This is a genomic window from Nocardioides jishulii, assembly GCF_006007965.1.
GTDB lineage: Bacteria > Actinomycetota > Actinomycetes > Propionibacteriales > Nocardioidaceae > Nocardioides > Nocardioides jishulii.
The window spans coordinates 3,044,823-3,066,260 of the sequence record NZ_CP040748.1 but is presented as its reverse complement, the minus strand read 5'-3'; the positions used below and the strand labels follow the sequence as shown (position 1 = coordinate 3,066,260).

14 protein-coding genes are annotated in these 21,438 nt (G+C 69.7%); 12 read left to right on the top strand and 2 right to left on the bottom strand.

Annotated features, from left to right (window positions below; all coding sequences use genetic code 11):
• Positions 1 to 7 precede the first annotated feature (7 nt).
• Together rplK and rplA are read left to right on the top strand one after the other, a co-directional pair.
• On the top strand, positions 8 to 436 hold the full coding sequence (rplK, locus tag FCL41_RS14590) for a 50S ribosomal protein L11 (protein WP_135833236.1): 429 nt from the start codon (positions 8 to 10) through the stop codon (positions 434 to 436).
• A gap of 78 nt (positions 437 to 514) precedes the next feature.
• Entirely contained in the window at positions 515 to 1,234 is a 720-nt protein-coding gene (rplA, locus tag FCL41_RS14585; RefSeq protein WP_137064941.1) for a 50S ribosomal protein L1, read from the top strand.
• 212 nt (positions 1,235 to 1,446) lie between these two features.
• Here the strand turns inward: rplA and FCL41_RS14580 are convergent, their stop codons facing one another.
• Positions 1,447 to 2,433, bottom strand: coding sequence for a DnaB-like helicase C-terminal domain-containing protein (locus tag FCL41_RS14580; RefSeq protein ID WP_239021881.1), 987 nt, complete (start codon positions 2,431 to 2,433; stop codon positions 1,447 to 1,449).
• A 331-nt stretch (positions 2,434 to 2,764) separates the two neighbouring features.
• Here FCL41_RS14580 and rplJ point away from each other — a divergent pair, with 331 nt between their 5' ends.
• From rplJ to FCL41_RS14540, 8 genes are all read left to right on the top strand, one after another.
• The gene (rplJ, locus tag FCL41_RS14575; RefSeq protein ID WP_137064943.1) at positions 2,765 to 3,424 is read left to right on the top strand and encodes a 50S ribosomal protein L10; all 660 of its coding nucleotides are present in this window, start codon (positions 2,765 to 2,767) and stop codon (positions 3,422 to 3,424) included.
• 79 nt (positions 3,425 to 3,503) lie between these two features.
• On the top strand, positions 3,504 to 3,893 hold the full coding sequence (gene rplL / locus FCL41_RS14570) for a 50S ribosomal protein L7/L12 (protein WP_137064944.1): 390 nt from the start codon (positions 3,504 to 3,506) through the stop codon (positions 3,891 to 3,893).
• A 352-nt stretch (positions 3,894 to 4,245) separates the two neighbouring features.
• Positions 4,246 to 7,788, top strand: coding sequence for a DNA-directed RNA polymerase subunit beta (rpoB, locus tag FCL41_RS14565; RefSeq protein WP_137064945.1), 3,543 nt, complete (start codon positions 4,246 to 4,248; stop codon positions 7,786 to 7,788).
• Positions 7,789 to 7,808: 20 nt separating this feature from the next.
• Positions 7,809 to 11,681: a DNA-directed RNA polymerase subunit beta' gene (locus FCL41_RS14560; RefSeq protein ID WP_137064946.1), complete on the top strand. Its 3,873-nt coding sequence runs from the start codon at positions 7,809 to 7,811 to the stop codon at positions 11,679 to 11,681.
• Positions 11,682 to 11,813: 132 nt separating this feature from the next.
• Positions 11,814 to 13,091, top strand: coding sequence for a geranylgeranyl reductase family protein (locus tag FCL41_RS14555; protein WP_137064947.1), 1,278 nt, complete (start codon positions 11,814 to 11,816; stop codon positions 13,089 to 13,091).
• Positions 13,092 to 13,123: 32 nt separating this feature from the next.
• On the top strand, positions 13,124 to 13,984 hold the full coding sequence (locus FCL41_RS14550; RefSeq protein WP_170970188.1) for a lysophospholipid acyltransferase family protein: 861 nt from the start codon (positions 13,124 to 13,126) through the stop codon (positions 13,982 to 13,984).
• A 9-nt stretch (positions 13,985 to 13,993) separates the two neighbouring features.
• A complete protein-coding gene (locus FCL41_RS14545) occupies positions 13,994 to 14,917 on the top strand; it encodes an NUDIX hydrolase (RefSeq protein WP_137064949.1) in 924 nt (307 codons plus the stop codon).
• Between the two features lie 77 nt (positions 14,918 to 14,994).
• Positions 14,995 to 17,763, top strand: a complete 2,769-nt coding sequence (locus FCL41_RS14540; protein ID WP_137064950.1) for an FAD-binding and (Fe-S)-binding domain-containing protein — start codon at positions 14,995 to 14,997, stop codon at positions 17,761 to 17,763.
• 58 nt (positions 17,764 to 17,821) lie between these two features.
• Here FCL41_RS14540 and FCL41_RS14535 read toward each other — a convergent pair whose 3' ends face one another.
• Complete coding sequence (locus FCL41_RS14535) at positions 17,822 to 18,982, bottom strand: hypothetical protein (protein WP_137064951.1); 1,161 nt, start codon at positions 18,980 to 18,982, stop codon at positions 17,822 to 17,824.
• A gap of 187 nt (positions 18,983 to 19,169) precedes the next feature.
• On the opposite strand from FCL41_RS14535, the gene FCL41_RS14530 reads away from it, so the two are divergent.
• Together FCL41_RS14530 and FCL41_RS14525 are read left to right on the top strand one after the other, a co-directional pair.
• Complete coding sequence (locus tag FCL41_RS14530; protein WP_137064952.1) at positions 19,170 to 20,417, top strand: class I SAM-dependent methyltransferase; 1,248 nt, start codon at positions 19,170 to 19,172, stop codon at positions 20,415 to 20,417.
• A gap of 68 nt (positions 20,418 to 20,485) precedes the next feature.
• The gene (locus FCL41_RS14525; protein ID WP_137064953.1) at positions 20,486 to 21,391 is read left to right on the top strand and encodes an esterase-like activity of phytase family protein; all 906 of its coding nucleotides are present in this window, start codon (positions 20,486 to 20,488) and stop codon (positions 21,389 to 21,391) included.
• Positions 21,392 to 21,438: the final 47 nt, after the last annotated feature.

Below are 21,438 nucleotides of genomic sequence, written 5' to 3'. Positions count from 1 at the left end.
TCAAGAAATGCCTCCCAAGAAGAAGATCGCAGCCCTGGTCAAGGTCCAGCTCCAGGCTGGCTCCGCGACCCCGGCTCCGCCGGTCGGTACCGCCCTCGGTCCGCACGGCGTGAACATCATGGACTTCTGCAAGGCGTACAACGCGCAGACCGAGTCGATGCGCGGCAACGTCATCCCCGTGGAGATCACCATCTACGAGGACCGTTCGTTCACCTTCATCACCAAGACCCCGCCGGCCGCTGAGCTGATCAAGAAGGCCGCTGGCCTGGCCAAGGGTTCGGGCGTCCCGCACAAGGAGAAGGTCGGCAAGCTGACCAAGGACCAGGTTCGTGAGATCGCGCAGACCAAGCTGCCCGACCTCAACGCCAACGACATCGACGCAGCGATGAAGATCGTCGAAGGCACCGCCCGTTCCATGGGCATCACCACCGACTGATCCTCCCCTCCCGAACCAATCTGAGTGGCAGAGCCGCGCTGGCTCACTGACCACACTGGAAGAAACGAGTAACCAGACATGCAGCGCAGCAAGAGCTACCGCGAGGCAGCGGCGAAGTTCGACAAGAACGAGATCTTCGCCCCCTTCGCCGCGATCAAGATCGCGAAGGACAACAGCAAGAAGAAGTTCGACGAGACCGTCGACGTGGTCATGCGCCTCGGCGTCGACCCCCGCAAGGCCGACCAGATGGTCCGCGGCACGGTCAACCTGCCCCACGGCACCGGCAAGACCGCCCGCGTCCTCGTGTTCGCCAACGCGGACAAGGCCGAGGCCGCCCGTGAGGCCGGCGCCGACTTCGTCGGTGGCGACGACATGATCGAGAAGGTCCAGGGCGGCTGGCTCGACTTCGACGCCGTGGTCGCGACCCCGGACATGATGGGCAAGGTCGGCCGCCTCGGTCGCGTGCTCGGTCCCCGCAACCTCATGCCGAACCCGAAGACCGGCACCGTGACGCCGGACGTGGCCAAGGCCGTGTCCGACATCAAGGGCGGCAAGATCGAGTTCCGCGTCGACCGCCACTCGAACCTGCACTTCATCATCGGCAAGGCTTCCTTCTCCGAGCAGCAGCTCGCCGAGAACTACGCCGCTGCCCTTGAGGAGATCCTGCGTCTCAAGCCGGCCAGCTCCAAGGGCCGCTACATCAAGAAGATCTCGCTCTCCACGACCATGGGCCCCGGCGTCCTGGTCGACACCAACCGCGTGAAGGACGTCGCGGCTGAGGACGAGTCCGGCGAGTGATCATCTGATCCCGCAGGTTCCTGCGACGGGGCCGGTCACCATGGGGTGGCCGGCCCTGTGCCATTTCTGGCTCAGCCGATTCCTGGCTCGGCCCATTTCCGGCTCGGCCCGTGAACCAGAAGGGACCGGTCACCTCTCGGTGAGCGGTCCCATCGGCTGCGCGGAGTGCCCGGCATCGGTCGACCTCCCACCGACCGACCGAGGCCTCGGGATCACTTCACGAAGACGCGTTCGTCGACCAGGTCCTCCGAGACGACCGAGCCCTCGGGCACGAAGCGTCCACTGGTGAACTGCTTGCGGAACTCGACCTCGGCGCCGGTGCGCCCGGAGCGGTTCTTGTCGACGGTGAGCACGGAGTACTCACGGAAGTTCGCGCCGTTGTTCGCGGCGTACAGCAGGTGGTGCCGGGCGACGATGTCGGCCTTGTTCGACAGGATCAGCACGACGTCGGCCTCGTACGCCAGGGCCGTGGAGCCCTTCATGTTGCGCGCGCGCATGCGCTGACCGGGCTCGAGGCCGGCCCGGTCCGAGGCGGAGATGCTGAGCACCGGGCAGTCGGAGTCGATGGCGATGTCCTTGAGGCGCTCGGTCACGTGGGTGACGGCCTGCTCCTCCTCCATCGGCTCGCGCGGGCGCACCTTCTGCAGGTAGTCGATGACGACCAGCGGGGGGTGGCCGTGCTGGGCGGTCACGTCCTTGACGGTCCGGGCGATCACGTCGAGGTTGGTCGAGGTGGTGGTGGAGCGGTGCACGTGCAGGAGCGGGGCGAACTCGGAGATCGCCGCCAGGGCGTCGAGGCCGCCGTTGTAGCGGCCCAGGCGCTCGGGCAGGCCTCCGGCGCCGCCGTCGGTGCCCTCGAAGGCCGCACGCACCTGGTAGACGCTGACAGGGCTCTCGGCGGCGTACTCGGCCGCCTCCGCCGCGATCATCTTCTGGAGCAGCACCTCGGCCTCGAGCTCGAACGAGAAGAAGACGACGGGCTGTCCGGCCTTGGCGCACTGGCGAGCGATCTGCAGCGCGAACGTGGTCTTGCCCTCGCCCTGGGAGCCGGCGAGGAGGTTGAGGGTGCCGGCTCGCAGGCCGCCGCCCAGCGCGTCGTCCAGGAGCGGGAAACCCGTCGTCCAGATGCGTACGTCGGTCTGGGGGGAGAGCAGTCGGCTGTCGACGCGCTCCAGCACCTCGTCGAGGGGAGTCAGCATCGGGTCCACGGACAGATTGCAACACGCAACGCCGGACCATGTGGTCAAAACTGCGAGACTGACTGGGTGCCCAGGCGCGTGCTCCGCCGATTTGGGTCCTGCGTCGCCCCTGGTTTAGAGTCCCTACTCGTAACCAGAGACCGCCGGTGGTCACGCTTTCCTCGCAAGGGGAGAGGATGACCGAAGGTTCCGCAGCAGTGGACGGCCAGCGCAGGTGTACAGAGCAGGATGATCTCGATCGTCCATCACGCCCTGGGCTCCTGTGCCCGGGGCGTTCGTTGTTTCAGGGGCCAAGCCGGTACGTCTTCGAGCGTAGTCCGGAAGGAGACCCATGGCGCGGCCAGAGAAGGCAGCAGCCATCGCGGACATCGTTGAGTCATTCAACGGTTCCGCTGGTGCTGTGCTGACCGAGTACCGCGGTCTCACCGTGAAGCAGCTGCAGGAACTGCGGCGCTCCCTCGGCGAGAACGCCAACTACGCCGTGGTCAAGAACACGCTGGCCAAGCTTGCCGCCAACGAGGTGGGCATCACCGGCTTCGACGACCTGCTCACCGGCCCGACCGCCATCGCCTTCATCGAGGGCGACGTGGTCGAGGCGGCGAAGGGTCTGCGTGACTTTGCCAAGGCAAACCCCGCCCTTGTCATCAAGGGCGGTGTCCTGGACGGGAACATCCTCGACGCTGCCGAGATCGCCAAGCTGGCCGATCTCGAGTCGCGTGAGGTCCTGCTCGGCAAGATGGCTGGCGCAATGCTGGCCTCCCTGTCGCAGGCCGTCTACCTGCTCAACGCCCCGCTCTCGCAGGCTGCCCGGCTCGCCGGCGCCCTGCAGGCGAAGGCAGAGCAGGACCCCTCGATCCTCGCAGGTGGTGCCGGCACGCCGGCCGCTGCCGAGGACGCTCCGGCTGCCGAAGAGGCCGCTTCGGAGGAGGCTCCCGCTGCGGAGGCTCCCGCCGAGGCTGCTGACGAGGCTGCCGAGTCCACCGACGCCTGACCCCAGGCCGACGTACACCACCTGAAACCCCCGGTCGGGCCGAAACCGGTCTGACCACCGAATGGAAGGAATCGCCCTCATGGCGAAGCTCAGCACCGCAGAGCTCCTCGACGCGTTCAAGGAGATGACCCTCATCGAGCTCTCCGAGTTCGTGAAGGAGTTCGAGGACACCTTCGGCGTCACCGCCGCTGCCCCCGTCGCCGTTGCCGCTGCCCCCGCCGCTGGCGGCGCTGCCGGTGGCGAGGCCGCTGAGGAGAAGGACGAGTTCGACGTCATCCTCGAGGCCGCTGGTGACAAGAAGATCAACGTCATCAAGGAGGTGCGCGCCCTCACCGGTCTCGGTCTCAAGGAGGCCAAGGACCTGGTGGAGTCCGCTCCCAAGGCTGTCCTCGAAGGCGCCAACAAGGAGGCCGCGAACAAGGCCAAGGAGTCCCTCGAGGGCGCCGGCGCCACCGTCACCCTCAAGTGACGTCTGTTCGGACACTCCGCTCGTCAGAGCATCGCTCCTCGTGAGCACAGCGAAGGCGGTCACCCGTGAGGGTGGCCGCCTTCGTGCTTCCCCGCCCAGAAGGCGGGCCTGCTTGACCCGGACCCCTCCCGGGGGTAATCATCGACCCGTCACCCGGAGGTGCGTCCGCGGGAATCGTCTCGATTCGCTGCTGTGATGCAACTCCCTCCTCGCGGGTCTTGGTGGCGACCCCCTTCGTGGGATAGGCTCTTTCTTTGCGCCTGCCCTCATATGCTCTCGCCCTGTCCGGAGGGGTGTTGTAGTGGTCGGAGGCGCCACTCACCTTCAGCGATGATTTCGAAGGACGCACATCTTGGCCGCGCGCAGCTCCGCTGGTAACCCCCGTCGCATCTCTTTCGCAAAGATCAAGGAGCCTCTCGAGGTTCCCTCTCTCCTGGCTCTCCAGACCGACAGCTTCCACTGGCTGATCGGTGACGAGATCTGGGACGAGACCGTCGCCGCCCGCAAGGCGGCTGGCGAGGACGTCTCCGAGAAGTCGGGTCTCGAGGAGATCTTCGAGGAGATCTCTCCGATCGAGGACTTCAACGACACCATGTCGTTGTCGTTCGAGAACCCTGTCTTCGTGGACCCCAAGTACACGGAGGAGGAGTGCAAGGAGAAGGACTTCACCTACTCCCGACCGCTGTACGTCTCCGCCGAGTTCATGAACAACACGACCGGTGAGATCAAGGCCCAGACCGTCTTCATGGGTGAGTTCCCCATGATGACGAAGAAGGGCACCTTCATCATCAACGGCACCGAGCGTGTCGTCGTGTCCCAGCTGGTCCGTTCGCCCGGTGCCTACTTCGAGCGCACCGCCGACAAGACCTCCGACAAGGACATCTACACCGCCAAGGTCATCCCCTCGCGTGGTGCCTGGCTCGAGTTCGAGATCGACAAGCGCGACCTGGTCGGCGTACGCCTCGACCGCAAGCGCAAGCAGAACGTCACGGTGCTGCTCAAGGCGCTGCAGGCGCTCGCCTCCGAGGAGGACTACGAGGGCGAGCCGTACGACTACGAGTCGGTCATGGCCGAGCTCCGTCAGTACGAGTCGATCCAGCTGACCGAGGAGAAGGACAACACCCAGGGTCCGGACGACGCGCTGCTCGACATCTACCGCAAGCTCCGTCCGGGCGAGCCGCCGACGCGTGAGGCCGCGCTCACCCTGTTGAAGAACTACTACTTCAACCCGAAGCGCTACGACCTGGCCAAGGTCGGTCGCTACAAGATCAACAAGAAGCTGGGCCTCGACGAGGCGTTCGACCAGCAGACGCTGACCATCGCCGACATCGTCGCCGCGATCCGCTACATCGTGCAGCTGCACGCCTCTGGCGTCCCGACCGAGCCCGTCGACCTCCTCGACCCCCAGGGCAACGTCGTGATCGGCCAGGACGACAAGCCGCTCAAGGTCTCCGCGGACGACATCGACCACTTCGGCAACCGCCGCATGCGCACGGTCGGCGAGCTGATCCAGAACCAGCTCCGCACCGGTCTGGCCCGCATGGAGCGCGTCGTCCGTGAGCGCATGACGACCCAGGACGTCGAGGCCATCACGCCGCAGTCCCTGATCAACATCCGCCCGGTCGTCGCGGCGCTGAAGGAGTTCTTCGGCACCTCGCAGCTGTCGCAGTTCATGGACCAGACCAACCCGATCGCGGGACTGACGCACAAGCGTCGCCTCTCCGCTCTCGGTCCCGGTGGTCTCTCCCGTGACCGCGCCGGCATGGAGGTCCGAGACGTCCACCCGTCGCACTACGGCCGCATGTGCCCCATCGAGACCCCTGAAGGCCCGAACATCGGTCTGATCGGCTCGCTGGCCTCCTACGGTCGGATCAACCCGTTCGGCTTCATCGAGACCCCGTACCGCAAGGTCGAGGACGGCGTCGTCACGGAAAAGGTCGACTACCTGACCGCCGACGACGAGGACCGCTACGTCATCGCGCAGGCCAACGCCGCGATCGACGACTCGGGTCGCTTCGTCGACGAGCGCGTCCTGGTCCGCACCAAGGGTGGCGAGGTCGCCGAGATCCTGCCGGGCGACGTGGACTACATGGACGTCTCGCCGCGCCAGATGGTGTCGGTCGCGACCGCCCTGATCCCGTTCCTCGAGCACGACGACGCCAACCGCGCGCTCATGGGCGCCAACATGCAGCGTCAGGCCGTTCCGCTCATCACCTCGGACAGCCCGCTCGTCGGCACCGGCATGGAGTACCGCGCCGCCGTCGACGCCGGTGACGTGGTCGTGTCGGACAAGGCTGGTGTCGTGAAGTCGGTCTCCGCCGACGTCATCGAGACCATGAACGACGACGGGTCGTACTCCGCGTACCGCCTGGCGAAGTTCCGCCGCTCGAACCAGGGCACCGCGATCAACCAGCGCCCGCTGGTGAGCGAGGGTGACCGCCTCGAGGTCGGTTCGCCGATCGCCGACGGCCCCTGCACCGAGAACGCCGAGATGGCCCTGGGTCGCAACCTCCTCGTGGCCTTCATGCCGTGGCAGGGCCACAACTACGAGGACGCCATCATCCTGAGCCAGCGCCTGGTCCAGGAGGACATCCTCACCTCGATCCACATCGAGGAGCACGAGGTCGACGCGCGCGACACCAAGCTCGGCCCCGAGGAGATCACCCGGGACATCCCGAACATCTCCGAGGAGGGTCTGGCCGACCTCGACGAGCGCGGCATCATCCGCATCGGCGCCGAGGTCACCACCGGTGACATCCTCGTCGGCAAGGTCACGCCCAAGGGTGAGACCGAGCTGACCCCGGAGGAGCGCCTGCTGCGCGCCATCTTCGGTGAGAAGGCCCGCGAGGTCCGCGACACCTCGATGAAGGTCCCGCACGGTGAGTCCGGAACGGTCATCGGCGTCCGCGTCTTCGACCGCGAGGAGGGCGACGAGCTGCCCCCGGGCGTGAACCAGCTGGTTCGCGTGTACGTGGCGCAGAAGCGCAAGATCTCCGTCGGTGACAAGCTCGCCGGTCGTCACGGCAACAAGGGCGTCATCGCCAAGATCCTGCCGATCGAGGACATGCCGTTCATGGAGGACGGCACCCCGGTCGACGTGATCCTGAACCCGCTCGGTGTGCCGCGTCGTATGAACATCGGCCAGATCCTCGAGCTCCACCTCGGTTGGCTCGCCAAGCAGGGTTGGGACCTCAACCTCTCCGACGACCAGTCGGACGCGGCCTGGAAGCAGCGCCTCATCCGCATCGGTGCGGACAAGGCCGAGCCCGGCACGAAGGTCGCCACCCCGGTCTTCGACGGTGCCCGCGAGGACGAGATCGTCGGTCTGCTCGACGCGACGCTCCCCAACCGTGACGGCAAGCGCCTGATCGACTCGACCGGTAAGGCCCGTCTCTTCGACGGCCGCTCCGGCGAGCCGTTCCCGGACCCGGTGTCGGTCGGCTACAAGTACATCCTCAAGCTCCACCACCTGGTCGACGACAAGATCCACGCGCGCTCGACCGGCCCGTACTCGATGATCACCCAGCAGCCGCTCGGCGGTAAGGCCCAGTTCGGTGGCCAGCGCTTCGGTGAGATGGAGGTCTGGGCGATGGAGGCGTACGGCGCTGCCTACGCGCTCCAGGAGCTGCTGACGATCAAGTCCGACGACGTGCCCGGTCGCGTCAAGGTCTACGAAGCCATCGTGAAGGGTGAGAACATCCCCGACTCCGGTATCCCCGAGTCGTTCAAGGTTCTCATCAAGGAGATGCAGTCGCTCTGCCTCAACGTCGAGGTCCTGTCCCAGGACGGGACCCCGATCTCGTTGAAGGACGCCGAGGACGACGTGTTCCGAGCAGCTGAAGAGCTCGGCATCGACCTGTCGCGTCGCGAGCCCAGCTCCGTCGAAGAAGTCTGAGAAGGTAGGGAATCAACACAGTGCTCGACGTCAATTTCTTCGACCAGCTGCAGATCTCGCTGGCCACCGCGGACTCGATCCGCGAGTGGAGCCACGGCGAGGTCAAGAAGCCGGAAACCATCAACTACCGCACCCTCAAGCCCGAGCGCGACGGACTCTTCTGCGAGAAGATCTTCGGCCCGACCCGGGACTGGGAGTGCTACTGCGGCAAGTACAAGCGCGTCCGCTTCAAGGGCATCATCTGTGAGCGTTGTGGCGTCGAGGTCACCCGCTCCAAGGTGCGCCGCGAGCGGATGGGCCACATCGAGCTGGCCGCGCCGGTCACCCACATCTGGTACTTCAAGGGTGTCCCGTCGCGTCTCGGCTACCTGCTCGACCTCGCCCCGAAGGACCTCGAGAAGGTCATCTACTTCGCGGCGTACATGATCACCTCCGTCGACGAGGAGGCACGTCACCGCGACATGTCCTCCCTCGAGAACAAGGTGAGCCTGGAGCGCGAGCGTCTCGAGAAGCGTCGCGACTCGATGATCGACGACCGCGCGAAGAAGCTCGAGGAGGACCTGGCTGCCCTCGAGGCCGAGGGTGCCAAGGCCGACCAGCGTCGCAAGGTCAAGGACGGCGCGGAGCGCGAGATGGCGCAGCTGCGCAAGCGCTCCGAGAACGAGCTGGCCCGCCTCGAGGAGATCTGGAGCACCTTCAAGAGCCTGAAGGTCCAGGACCTGCTCGGTGACGAGATCCTGTACCGCTCGATGAAGGACTGGTTCGGGAAGTACTTCGAGGGCCACATGGGCGCCACGGCGATCCAGAAGCGCCTCCAGGACTTCGACATCGCCGCCGAGGTGGAGTCGCTGCGCGACACCATCGCCAACGGCAAGGGCCAGAAGAAGGTCCGCGCCCTGAAGCGCCTCAAGGTGGTCGACGCCTTCCGCAAGACCGGCAACCAGCCGATCGGCATGGTGCTCGACGCCGTTCCGGTGATCCCGCCGGACCTGCGCCCGATGGTCCAGCTGGACGGTGGCCGCTTCGCGACCTCCGACCTCAACGACCTGTACCGCCGCGTGATCAACCGCAACAACCGACTCAAGCGACTGCTCGACCTCGGTGCGCCGGAGATCATCGTCAACAACGAGAAGCGGATGCTCCAGGAGGCTGTCGACAGCCTCTTCGACAACGGCCGTCGCGGTCGCCCGGTCACGGGCCCCGGCAACCGTCCGCTCAAGTCGATCTCCGACATGCTCAAGGGCAAGCAGGGTCGCTTCCGTCAGAACCTGCTCGGAAAGCGCGTCGACTACTCGGGTCGTTCGGTCATCGTCTCGGGTCCGCAGCTGAAGCTGCACCAGTGTGGTCTGCCCAAGCAGATGGCGCTGGAGCTCTTCAAGCCGTTCGTGATGAAGCGTCTGGTAGACCTCTCGCACGCGCAGAACATCAAGTCCGCCAAGCGGATGGTGGAGCGCGCGACGTCCGGCGGTCCCCGTTTCGCGGTGGTCTGGGACGTCCTCGAAGAGGTCATCACCGAGCACCCGGTGCTGCTCAACCGTGCACCCACGCTGCACCGTCTCGGCATCCAGGCGTTCGAGCCCCAGCTGATCGAGGGCAAGGCCATCCAGATCCACCCGCTCGTCTGCACCGCGTTCAACGCAGACTTCGACGGTGACCAGATGGCTGTCCACCTGCCGCTGTCGGCGGAGGCCCAGGCCGAGGCTCGCATCCTGATGCTCTCGACCAACAACATCCTCAAGCCGTCCGACGGTCGCCCGGTGACGATGCCGACCCAGGACATGATCATCGGCCTCTTCTTCCTCACGACCGACCGTGAGGGCGAGCCCGGCGAGGGACGTCAGTTCTCCTCGCAGGCCGAGGCGATCATGGCGTTCGACCGCGGCGAGATCTCGCTGCAGTCGAAGGTGAAGATCCGTCTGGCCGACTACGTCGCCGACATCGGTGACGAGCCGACCTCGGCGATCGTCGACACCACGCTGGGTCGCACGATCTTCAACGACACCCTTCCGGCCGACTACCCCTTCGTCAACGAAGAGGTGGGCAAGAAGCGTCTCGGCTCGATCGTCAACGACCTGGCCGAGCGCTACACCAAGGTCGAGGTCGCTGCCTCGCTCGACGCCCTCAAGGACGCCGGTTTCCACTGGGCCACCCGCTCGGGTGTCACCGTGTCGATCGACGACGTGACGGCTCCGGCCGCCAAGGCGCAGATCCTGTCTGGCTACGAGGCTCAGGCCTCGAAGGTCCAGCAGCAGTTCGAGCGCGGTCTCGTCACCGACGAGGAGCGTCGTCAGGAGCTCATCGAGATCTGGACCCAGGCGTCGAACGAGGTCGCCGAGGCCATGGCGAAGAACTTCGACCGCTCGAACCCGATCTACATGATGGTCGACTCCGGTGCCTCCGGAAACATGATGCAGATCCGTCAGGTCGCCGGTATGCGTGGCCTGGTGGCGAACCCCAAGGGCGAGATCATCCCGCGTCCGATCAAGGCCAACTTCCGTGAGGGCCTGTCGGTGCTGGAGTACTTCATCTCGACCCACGGTGCTCGTAAGGGTCTGGCCGACACCGCGCTGCGTACCGCCGACTCGGGTTACCTGACCCGGCGCCTGGTGGACGTCTCGCAGGACGTCATCATCCGTGAGGACGACTGTGGCACCGAGCGTGGTCTCGCCAAGGTCATCGGTGAGGTCCTCGAGGACGGTCGCATCGTCCGTCACGAGAACGCCGAGACCGCGGCGTACGCCCGTTCCGCGGCGACCGAGGTCGTCCACCCGACCACCGGCGAGGTTCTCGCCGTGCCGGGTGAGGACCTGGGTGACGTCAAGATCGGCGAGCTGGTCGAGGCCGGCATCACCGAGGTCAAGGTCCGCTCGGTCCTCACCTGCGAGGCCCGCACCGGTACCTGCGCCAAGTGCTACGGCCGTTCGCTGGCCACCGGCAAGCTGGTCGACATCGGTGAGGCCGTCGGCATCATCGCGGCCCAGTCGATCGGTGAGCCCGGAACCCAGCTGACCATGCGTACCTTCCACACCGGTGGTGTGGCGTCGGCCGACGACATCACGCAGGGTCTTCCCCGCGTCGTCGAGCTCTTCGAGGCCCGCACCCCGAAGGGCATGGCGCCCATCTCGGAGGTCGCCGGTCGCGTCGAGATCGAGGACACCGACAAGGCCCGCAAGGTCATCGTCACCCCCGACGACGGCTCCGAGCTCGTGGAGTACCCGGTCTCCAAGCGTTCGCGCCTGCGCGTCGCCGACGGCGACCACATCGAGGTCGGCGACCTGCTGACCTTCGGTACGCCGGACCCCAAGGAGGTCCTGCGGGTCCTCGGCATCCGCCGGGCCCAGCAGCACCTCGTCGACGAGGTCCAGCAGGTGTACCGCAGCCAGGGTGTGTCGATCCACGACAAGCACATCGAGATCATCGTGCGCCAGATGCTCCGTCGCGTGACGGTCATCGAGTCGGGTGAGACCAACCTGCTGCCGTCCGACCTGGTCGACCGTGCTCGCTTCGAGGAGGAGAACCGTCGCGTGGTCTCCGAGGGCGGCAAGCCGGCCTCGGGTCGTGCGGAGCTCATGGGCATCACCAAGGCCTCGCTGGCCACCGAGTCGTGGCTCTCGGCCGCCTCCTTCCAGGAGACGACCCGAGTCCTCACCGACGCGGCGATCAACGGTCGTTCGGACTCGCTCCTGGGTCTGAAGGAGAACGTGATCATCGGAAAGCTCATCCCGGCCGGTACCGGTCTGGAGCGCTACCGCAACATCCGCGTCGAGCCGACCGAGGAGGCCCGTGCGGCCGCCTACCAGGTCACCGGCTACGACTACGACTACGACTTCGGTCAGGGCAGCGGCCAGGCCGTCGCGCTGGACGACTTCGACTTCGGTTCCTACCAGAACTGAGTCGCGTCCCCGACGTAGTCACGTACCACCCACGAGGGTCGGTCCCGCTCACGCGGACCGGCCCTCGTGGCATTTCAGGTGTCCCGCTCGGGGCGATGTGCCCGGCAGCCACGTGCCTGCGAGAATCGCGGGGTGCCCCACACCCTGCCCACCCAGACCGACGTCCTCGTCGTCGGCGCCGGTCCCGCTGGATCCGGCGCTGCCGCGTGGGCAGCCCGCCACGGACTGGAGACCCTGCTCGTCGACGCAGCGGTCTTCCCCCGTGACAAGACCTGCGGCGACGGCCTGACGCCGCGTGCCATCCACGAGCTGCAGGCCCTGGGCCTCACCGACTGGGTCAAGGGACACACCGTCAACCACGGGCTGCGGGCCCACGGCTTCGGCCAGACGCTCGAGCTGAACTGGCCCGACGTGAAGGGCTCCGACCTGTCCACCTGGGGCTCGGCAGTCGCGCGCACCGAGCTCGACGACCACCTGCGTCGTACGGCCGTGACCTCCGGCGCCACCGCCGTCGACGGCGCCCGTGCGGTCGACGTCGTCCGCGACGGTGGCCGGGTGGCTGCCGTGGTGTTCGAGGTCGCCGGGCCGCGGGGCAAGGAGCGGGTCGTGGTGCGGTGCCGCTGGCTCGTCGTCGCCGACGGCGTACGCTCCCCGCTCGGCAAGCTGCTCGGCCGCGAGTGGCACCGCGACACCGTCTACGGCGTCGCGGGTCGGTCGTACGTGAAGTCGGACCGCAGCGACGACCCCTGGATCTCCTCCCACCTCGAGCTGCGCGACGAGGACGGCAAGGCCCTGGCCGGCTACGGCTGGGTCTTCCCGCTGGGCACCGGAGAGGTCAACCTCGGCGCCGGGGCGCTGGCCACGGCCAAGCGTCCTGCCGACATCGCGGTCAAGCCGCTGATGCGCCACTACGCCGGACAGCTGCGCGAGGAGTTCGAGCTGCGCGGTGACCTGCGCGCCGAGGCCTCCGCCCTGCTGCCGATGGGTGGGGCGGTGAGCAACGTGGCCGGGGCCAACTGGGCGCTGGTCGGCGACGCCGCCGGCTGCGTCAACCCGCTCAACGGCGAGGGCATCGACTACGGCCTGGAGACCGGCCGGGTGGTCGCCGAGCTGCTCGCCGCGCACGGTGCCGACGACGGCTACTCGCTGGCCACCGCCTGGCCGGCCCTGCTGCGCGAGAGCTACGGGGAGTCGTTCTCGATCGCCCGCCGCCTCGCTGGCATCGCCACGGTCCCGAAGGTGATCACGGCGCTCGGGCCGATCGGCATGCGGTCGGACTTCCTGATGACGCTGGCGCTGCGCTGGATGGGCAACCTCGTCACCGATGAGGACCGTGACCGGGCGGCCCGGGTGTGGCGTTGGGCAGGTCGCCAGTCGATCGCCCGCGACGCCAGGCCCCCGTTCTCCTGACGCCGGCGTCGTCGACGACGACCATGGGGGTCGTGGCAGGCAGGGAGAGGACGTACCGCGCGGCGCTGACGCTGGGGCGGACGCTCCTGCGCGCCCTGGACGCGACGGTCGAGGTCGTCGGCGCCGAGGGCATCCCCACCTCCGGCCCGGTGATCATCGCCTCCACCCATGTCTCCTACGGCGACATGCTCCCGATCGCGCTCGCGGCGCACACGCGTGGTCGCCACCCACGCTTCATGGCGCGGTACGACGTGTGGCACACCCGCGGCATCGCCTCGGCCATGACCGCGATGGGCCACATCCCCGTCGACCGGGCCGCTCCTGCGGCCGCCTACCTCCATGCCCGGCGACTGCTCCGCGCCGGTGAGGCGGTCGCGGCCTTCCCCGAGGGCGGGATCTCCTACTCCTACACGGTGCGTCCGCTGACCCGCGGTGTCGCCGCGCTGGCCCGTGAGACCGGCGCCGTGGTGGTTCCCGTCGCGCTGTGGGGCATCCAGCGCATCTACAGCGTGGGGCGTCCCGAGGGTGGCGTGCTGGGTGGCCGGGAGCCCGGCCCGAGCTTCGCGCGCGGTCGCCGCATCGACGTGCACCTCGGTGAGCCGCTCACCGTGGGCCCGGGGGAGGACCTCACGGAGTGGACCGCCAAGCTGGGCGTGCGGCTGACCGAGATGCTCGAAGGGCTCCAGACCCTGCCGCACCACCGTCCGGCTCCGGGGGAGCACGCCCCGTGGTATCCGCAGCACCTCGGCGGCCACGCCCCGTGCCGCTCGGAGGCGGCGCAGTGGGACAACATGCCGCGCCACTGCGTCCCGGCCACGTGGGGCCCGCCGTGGCTCGGGTGGCCCCGTGAGGCCGGCGGAGGCGAAGGTCCCGCGCTGGGACGGGTGTCCTAGGTTGGTGCCATGAACGCGTCCGGATCCCTCCCCCGATACCAGCGTGTTGCTGCGTACGCGGTCATCCGGCGCACGCTGGGCGACGGCACCGACGAGATCCTGCTCTCCCGCGTCGCGGAGCGGATCTCCGCGCAGGAGATGTGGACGCTGCCCGGCGGTGGGCTCGAGCACGGCGAGGACCCGCGCGACGCCGTCGTGCGCGAGGTCTACGAGGAGGCGGGGCTGGCGGCGGCGGTCGGTGAGACCGCGCACGTCTACTCCGCCCACATGCCGGGCGTCCGCCGCGACGGCCGGATGGTCGACGCCCACGCGCTGCGGATCGTCTACGAGGGGTGGGTCGCCAAGGACGCGCCGGAGCCCCACGTGGTCGAGGTCGACGGCTCCACGGTCGAGTCGGCCTGGAAGCCGATTGCGGACGTGCTCAGCGGCACGGTCCCGGTCTTCGCGATGGTTGCCGACGCCCTCGGCGACCTGCAGCCGATGCGCCTGCAGCGACTCGCGGCGTACGGCGTGATCACCCGGGACGGCGCTGACGGCGAGGAGTGGCTCCTCACCCGGATCTCTCCGGCCGGGTTCCACTCCGGCGCGTGGACGCTGCCCGGAGGTGGCGTCGAGCACGGCGAGTCACCGGCCCACGCCCTGGCGCGCGAGGTGCTGGAGGAGGGCGGCGTGGAGTGCGAGGTCGGCGAGCTGCTGGGCGTGCACGACGTGCACTTCACCGGGACTGCGCCCGACGGACGCCTCGAGGACTTCCACGGTGTGCACGTGATCTTTGCCGCGCGACTGGCTGACGGCGCCGAGCCCTACGTCGCCGAGCTGGGCGGCACGACCGACGCGGTGGAGTTCATCCCGCGCAGCCGCATCGAGGGCGGCGAGCTCGAGGTGCTCGACGTCGTCCACCACGCGATCCGCCTCCACGGTGAGGCTCGGTGATGACTCCGCGGTCGTGGTCCTGGCTCGGCCTGGTGCGGCGTCGCCAGCGCTTCTACCGTGACGTCCCCGAGGCCTGAGTGAGCACCACCGCCGACCTGGTCGCCGCGCTGGGCGCGGCGGGGGTGGCGGACGTCGGCGCCAGCGACCTCGACCGGGCCCTGCACGCCGCCGACGCCTCGCTCTACCGCGTGCTGCCCCTGGTGGTGGTGCGCCCACGGCACACCGACGAGCTCGAGGCCGTCCTCTCCGTCGCCAGGGCGAGCGGCACCCCGCTGACGATGCGTGGCGCCGGGACCTCGATCGCCGGCAACGCGGTCGGGCCCGGCATCGTCGTCGACACGTCGCGCCACCTGACCCGGATCCGGGAGCTCGACGTCGAGTCCGGCACCGCCGTGGTCGAGCCGGGCGTCGTGCACGCGGCGCTGCAGGCGCGCGCGACGGCCGCCGGGTGGCGCTTCGGCCCGGACCCCTCCACCCACACCCGCTGCACGGTCGGCGGCATGGTCGGCAACAACGCGTGCGGCTCGCGGGCGCTGGGCTACGGGCGTACGAGCGACAACGTCGAGGCGCTCGACGTGCTGTGGGGCTCGGGGCAGCGGCAGCGGTTGGCGCCCGGGGTCAGCGACGGCCTCGCCGGCGACCTCGCTGCCCTGGTTGCCGGCGACCTCGCCCACGCGCGCACCCACTTCGGGCAGTTCTCCCGTCAGGTGAGTGGCTACGCGCTGGAGCACCTGCTGCCCGAGCGGCTGCGCCCGGAGCGCTTCGTCGTGGGCAGCGAGGGCACGCTGGCGGTGGTCGAGACGGCCACCGTGCGCCTGGTGCGCGACGCACCGGTGCGTCACCTCGTCGTGCTGGGCTACGGCTCCATGGTCGAGGCCGCCGACGCGGTCCCGGGGTTGCTCGGTGTCGACGGACTGGTGGCCTGCGAAGGCTTGGACGAGCGGATCGTGCGGCTCGTCTCCTCGCCCCCGCCCCTGCCGCGGGGAACGGGCTGGCTCTTCGCCGAGGTCACCGGTGAGGAGGCCGGTGAGGCCGGCGCGCGGGCGCGTGCCGTGGTCGCCGCGGCCGGCGCCCTGGAGGCGATGGTGGTGACCGACCCGGCCCTGCAGGCGCTGCTGTGGCGGATCCGTGAGGACGGCGCCGGGCTCGCCGCGCGCTCCCTTGCCCGCCCCGCCCACTCGGGCTGGGAGGACGCCGCGGTCCCGCCGGAGAAGCTCGGCGCCTGGCTGCGTGACTTCGACGCGTTGCTGCGCGCCCACGACCTCGACGGGGTGCCCTACGGCCACTTCGGCGACGGGTGCGTCCACGTGCGGATCGACTTCGACTTCTCCGACGGTGGCGCGCGGTTCAAGGGCTTCCTGCGCGAGTGCGCGTCCGCGCTGGCGAGCTACGGCGGGTCGCTGTCGGGGGAGCACGGCGACGGCCGGGCCCGCTCCGAGCTGCTGCCGCTGATGTACGACGCCCGCTCCCTCGAGCTCTTCGCCGCCGCCAAGGCGCTCGCCGATCCTGACGGCCTGCTCAACCCGGGCGTCCTCGTCGACCCGGCGCCGCTGGACGCCGACCTGCGACCGGCGCGCCCGGTGCGTCAGGTCAGTGGCCTGCGCCTGGTCGCCGACCTGGGCGCGGAGGCCCACCGCTGCACCGGTGTCGGCAAGTGCGTCTCCGCCCACTCGCCCGGGGTGATGTGCCCGTCGTGGCAGGCCACCCGCGAGGAGAAGGACTCCACCCGGGGCCGGGCCCGGGTGCTGCAGGAGGCGCTGGACGCCGACGGCACCCTCACCGGGCTGGACGACGACGCCGTGGCCGAGGTGCTCGACCTCTGCCTGTCGTGCAAGGCGTGCGCCACCGACTGCCCCACCGGTGTCGACATGGCGACGTTGAAGTCGGAGGTCCTGCACCAGCGGCACGCCGGGCCGCTGGGCTGGGTGCGCCGACCGCGGACCCACCACACCCTCGGCCGACTGCCGATGCTGCTCGACTCCCCGGCGCGACGGCTCCTGCCGCTGGCCGCCGGCGACGGCGTCCTCGCGCGGCTCGCCAAGCGGGTCGCCGGGGTGGACGCGCGTCGCTCACTCCCGACGCCGCCGCCCGACCGGCTGCGGGGGAGCGGGGTGGCCCCCGCCGACGCCGCGGGCGTCGCCCCGGACGTCTGGATCTGGGCGGACACGTTCACGGACCACTTCGCCCCTGACGCCGCTCGCGCAGCGGCCCGGGTCCTGGAGGGCGCCGGGTTGCGCGCGGAGGTCATCGGGGCCCGCGGGTGCTGCGGGCTGACGTACGTCTCGACGGGACAGCTCGACGCCGCACGCCGCAGCGTCGACGGGCTCGTGGCTGCGCTCGGGCCCTACGTGGCGACCGGTGCGCCGGTCCTGGGGCTGGAGCCGTCGTGCCTGGCCACCCTGCGCTCCGACGCGCTGCGGCTCGCCAGCGACCCGGCTGCGGCCCGTCGCGTGGCAGGCGCCGCGGTGACGCTGGCCGAGCTGTTGACCCGCCACGACGTGGCGGTGCCCGACCTCACCGGGACGACCGTGGTGGTGCAGCCGCACTGCCACCAGTACGCGGTGGTCGGGTTCGCTCCGGACGAGGCGCTGCTGCGGCGCACCGGGGCGACAGTCGTGAAGGTCTCGGGCTGTTGCGGTCTCGCCGGCAACTTCGGCGTGGAGGCCGGCCACCACGAGGTCTCGGTCGCGGTCGCCGAGACGCACCTGCTGCCGACGCTGCGGGCCCACCCGGACGCCGTCGTCCTGGCCGACGGGATGTCGTGCCGCACCCAGGTCGAGGACCTTGCCGGGCGTGAGGTCATCACGCTCGCCGCACTGCTCGCCGGCGACCACCGGCGACCCTGAGGCCCTCAGTGACCGACGAGGTCGGTGCACTCCAGGGGCCGCCACCCCTGGGGGGCCGTCACTGCCGCGAGAAGCGGCGTACGGCCAGCGCCGTGCCCAGCGTGGCGTCGAGCAGCGTCACGACAGCGCCGGTGGCGAGCGCGGTGCGGGCACCCGATCCGCGCCCCGGTCGTACGCTGGCGGCCAGCATCGCCGCGGACGCGAGGACCTCGGCGCCCACCACCGCCCCGGCGGCGACGCGGTTGCGCTGCACCCGGTCGTAGAGGCGGCCGAGGACGCTGCGGCGGGCGACCTCCTCGGGCGGTGCGTCGTAGTAGCGCAGGACGCTGTCGACCACCGTGCGGGTGATCGGGGCGGGCTGGAAACGGGTGGCGTCGGGCAGGGTGGCCCGGCCCTCGTGCAGGTCGCCGGCCAACGTGGGCAGGCCCAGTGCGGCGAGCACCCGCACGGACCATCCCTCGTCCATGGGTGATTGCAGCGCGCCGGCCACCGTGGCCACGTCGAGGTGGCGGAAGCGCGGGTGCGCCAGCACCGCGCGCAGGTCGGAGTCGACAGCGAGGTGAGGGTTGGTCAGGGCGGCGACGGCCGGGTCGTCGACCTCGTCGAAGGCCGGCACCAGGTCGGGCTCGCGGGTCAGGGCGTGGCCGACCGGGTCGCTCCAGGAGGTCAGCACCTGGATCTCCCGGGTGCGGCCGTCGCGGCGCAGCAGCAGGGCGGGAAGGTCGCCCGGCAGCCAGCCGTGGTCGTCGAGGGCGACGTAGGGCTCGTCGAAAAGCGCCACCGTCCACCCGTCGACGTGGCCGGCGTCGAGGCCGCCGAGGCTGTGCGCCAGCAGCGGCAGCGAGGAGTCGACCGCCCGACACAGCAGGACGTCGGGATCCTCGTCCTCCTCGTCGGCGTCGTCGAAGCCGCCCCACGCCTCGTCGCCCATGAGCAGCTCCAGGCCGAGCTCCTCGGCGAACGAGGGGCCGAACGTGCTGAGCGGAGCGCCCGCGCGGACCTTGCCGTCGCGCAGGACCTGCACACGGTCGACGTCGTCGACGAGCAGGACCACGGTGCACTCCTCGTCGACGCCGACGGGGCCGGCCTGCACGGAGCCCAGCACTCCCTGGCTGCGCAGGTGGGCCAGCACGACGGACGGGTCGACCGCCTCGCCCTCGGTCGGGTGGAGCCACCCGAGGAAGGGGCGCAGGGTGACGGCGGCGGGGGTGGCGCTCATGCAGTCGAGGGTAACCGGGGAGGCGGCGTCGGGAGTTTCCCCCGGTCAACGCTCGCCGCCTACCATCGAAGCATGACCCCCAAGCAGCGTCGACTCATCATTCCGATCTCCTTGGGTGCCCTGATCCTGATCGCCCTCGTCGCCTCCCTGCTGAAGTGACGAACGAGTGAAGTGACCGAAGAACTCCATGCCTGCTGAACCACTGCTCCGTGCCCTCATGCGCGTCCGCGCGCTGGTCCTCGACGACGCCACCCTCGTGCGTGCGGTGGCGTCAGGTCGCCAGAAGGGTGAGACCCCGGCGTGGAAGCGTGTGGAGCTCCGCTGGGTCGACCTCAAGGCTGGTCGCCGGCTCCAGGTCGTGAAGTACGACGAGACCCAGGCCCACACCTCCAACCACGCCGCTGACGGTGACCTCCGCGAGGTGGTCGACGCCCTGCTGGACGAGCCCTTCGGCAACTGGCACGTCGAGACCACCACCGAGCAGGTGCAGGTGCGGGTCACGAAGAAGCTCGAGGCGATGGTCAGCGTGACCCCCCGCGAGGAGGCCGTCGAGGTCGAGCGCACCCACGACCAGGCCAAGGAGCGACTCCTGGCCGAGGACGACCCGGTGCTGCTGGCCGTCGGCATCTCCACGCCCGAGGGCAAGGTCAAGCCGACCCGACAGGCCAAGTACCGCCAGGTCGAGGAGTTCCTGCGCCTGCTGGACGCCTCGATCACCGATGCCCTCAAGAAGAAGGCGCTGCGCCAGCCCTCCAAGGCCGACCCGCTGCGCATCGTCGACCTCGGCTGCGGCAACGCCTACCTGACCTTCGCCGCGCAGCGCTACCTCACCCACGTCCGCAAGCTGCCGGTGCACGTGACCGGCGTCGACGTGAAGCAACAGTCGGCCGACCACAACACCAAGGTGGCCGCCGAGCTCGGCATCGACGCCGACTTCGTGGTCGGCTCGATCGCTGACGTGGTCCTCGACCCGGCGCCCGACGTGGTGCTCGCCCTGCACGCCTGCGACACCGCCACCGACGAGGCCCTGCACCGCGCCGTCGAGTGGGGTGCCTCGCTCGTGCTCGCCGCGCCCTGCTGCCACCACGACATCGCTGCGCAGCTGCGCAAGGCGCGTACGCCGTCGCCCTATGCCGCGCTGACCCGCCACGGCATCCTGCGCGAGCGCTTCGCCGACACCCTCACCGACGCGCTGCGTGCCTCGCTGCTGCGGCTCGAGGGCTACAAGGTCGACGTGGTCGAGTTCGTCGAGTCGGCGCACACCCCGCGCAACACCCTGCTGCGTGCCGTCCGCACCGGCAGCAAGGTCAAGGGCGGTGGCGTCCGCAAGGAGTACGAGGAGCTCGTGGCCACCTGGGGCATCAGCCCCCGGCTGGCCGAGCTGCTCGACGAGCCGGTCGGCGGCGACGGCGCCGCGCTGCGCGCCGCGGACTGAGCGCGACCCGACGCTGCGTACGCTGGCCGGCGTCGGCAGCAGACGCTGCACAGGACAGGGGTCACGAGATGGGTGTGGGACGGGCCGCCAGGTGGCGCGCAGTCGCCGTGACCGCGCTGGTCGCCACCCCGTTCGTCGTCGGCACCGCCAGCGCGGATGAGCCGCCGGCCGGTGAGGTCGCCTTCCGGGTCTCCGACCACCGCATCGTGGAGTCGTCGGGGCTGACCTGGGTGGACGTCGACGGCGAGCGCTGGATCGTCACGGTCAACGACTCAGGAGACTCCGGGCAGGTCTTCACGCTCGACCCCGCGACGGGCGAGACCGTCGGGGTGACGACCTTCGAGCCCAACCCCCGCGACGTCGAGGCCCTCGCGCCGGCGGGGGAGGGAGACGTCTGGGTCGCCGACATCGGCGACAACCGCCGCGCCCGCGCGAGCGTCACCCTGACGCGCGTGTCCGTCGGGCCGCGGGACATGGCTGCCGACGACCCCGAGACGCGTACGCTGCGCTACCCCGACCGGGCGCGCGACGCCGAGACCCTGCTGGCCCACCCCCGCACCGGGCGGCTCTACGTCGTCACCAAGGGCGCGCTCGGCGGGCGCGTCATGGAGGTGCCCGAGGTCGACGCCGCTGACCCGGAGACCATGCGCGACCTCGGCCAGGTGCCGGCGATCATCACCGACGGGGCGTTCCTTCCCTCGGGCGACCACGTGCTGCTGCGCAACTACACCCGCGGTTACCTGCTCACCTTCCCGGAGTGGGAGGTCGTCGAGCAGTTCGAGCTGCCCCGGCAGCCGCAGGGCGAAGGACTGACCGTCCTCCCGGAGGGCGACGTGCTCCTCAGCACCGAGGGCCGCGAGCGCGACGTGCTGCGGGTGGAGCTGCCGGGGACCGTCGGCCCGGCCGTGGACGCGCTCCGGTCGTGGTGGCAGGGCGTGTGGACGCGCTGGAGCGCAGGGCTGACCGCTCCCTGACGACATCCGCCCCGCACGTGAGCTTCCGAAGGGGGGCCTTCGCCCGG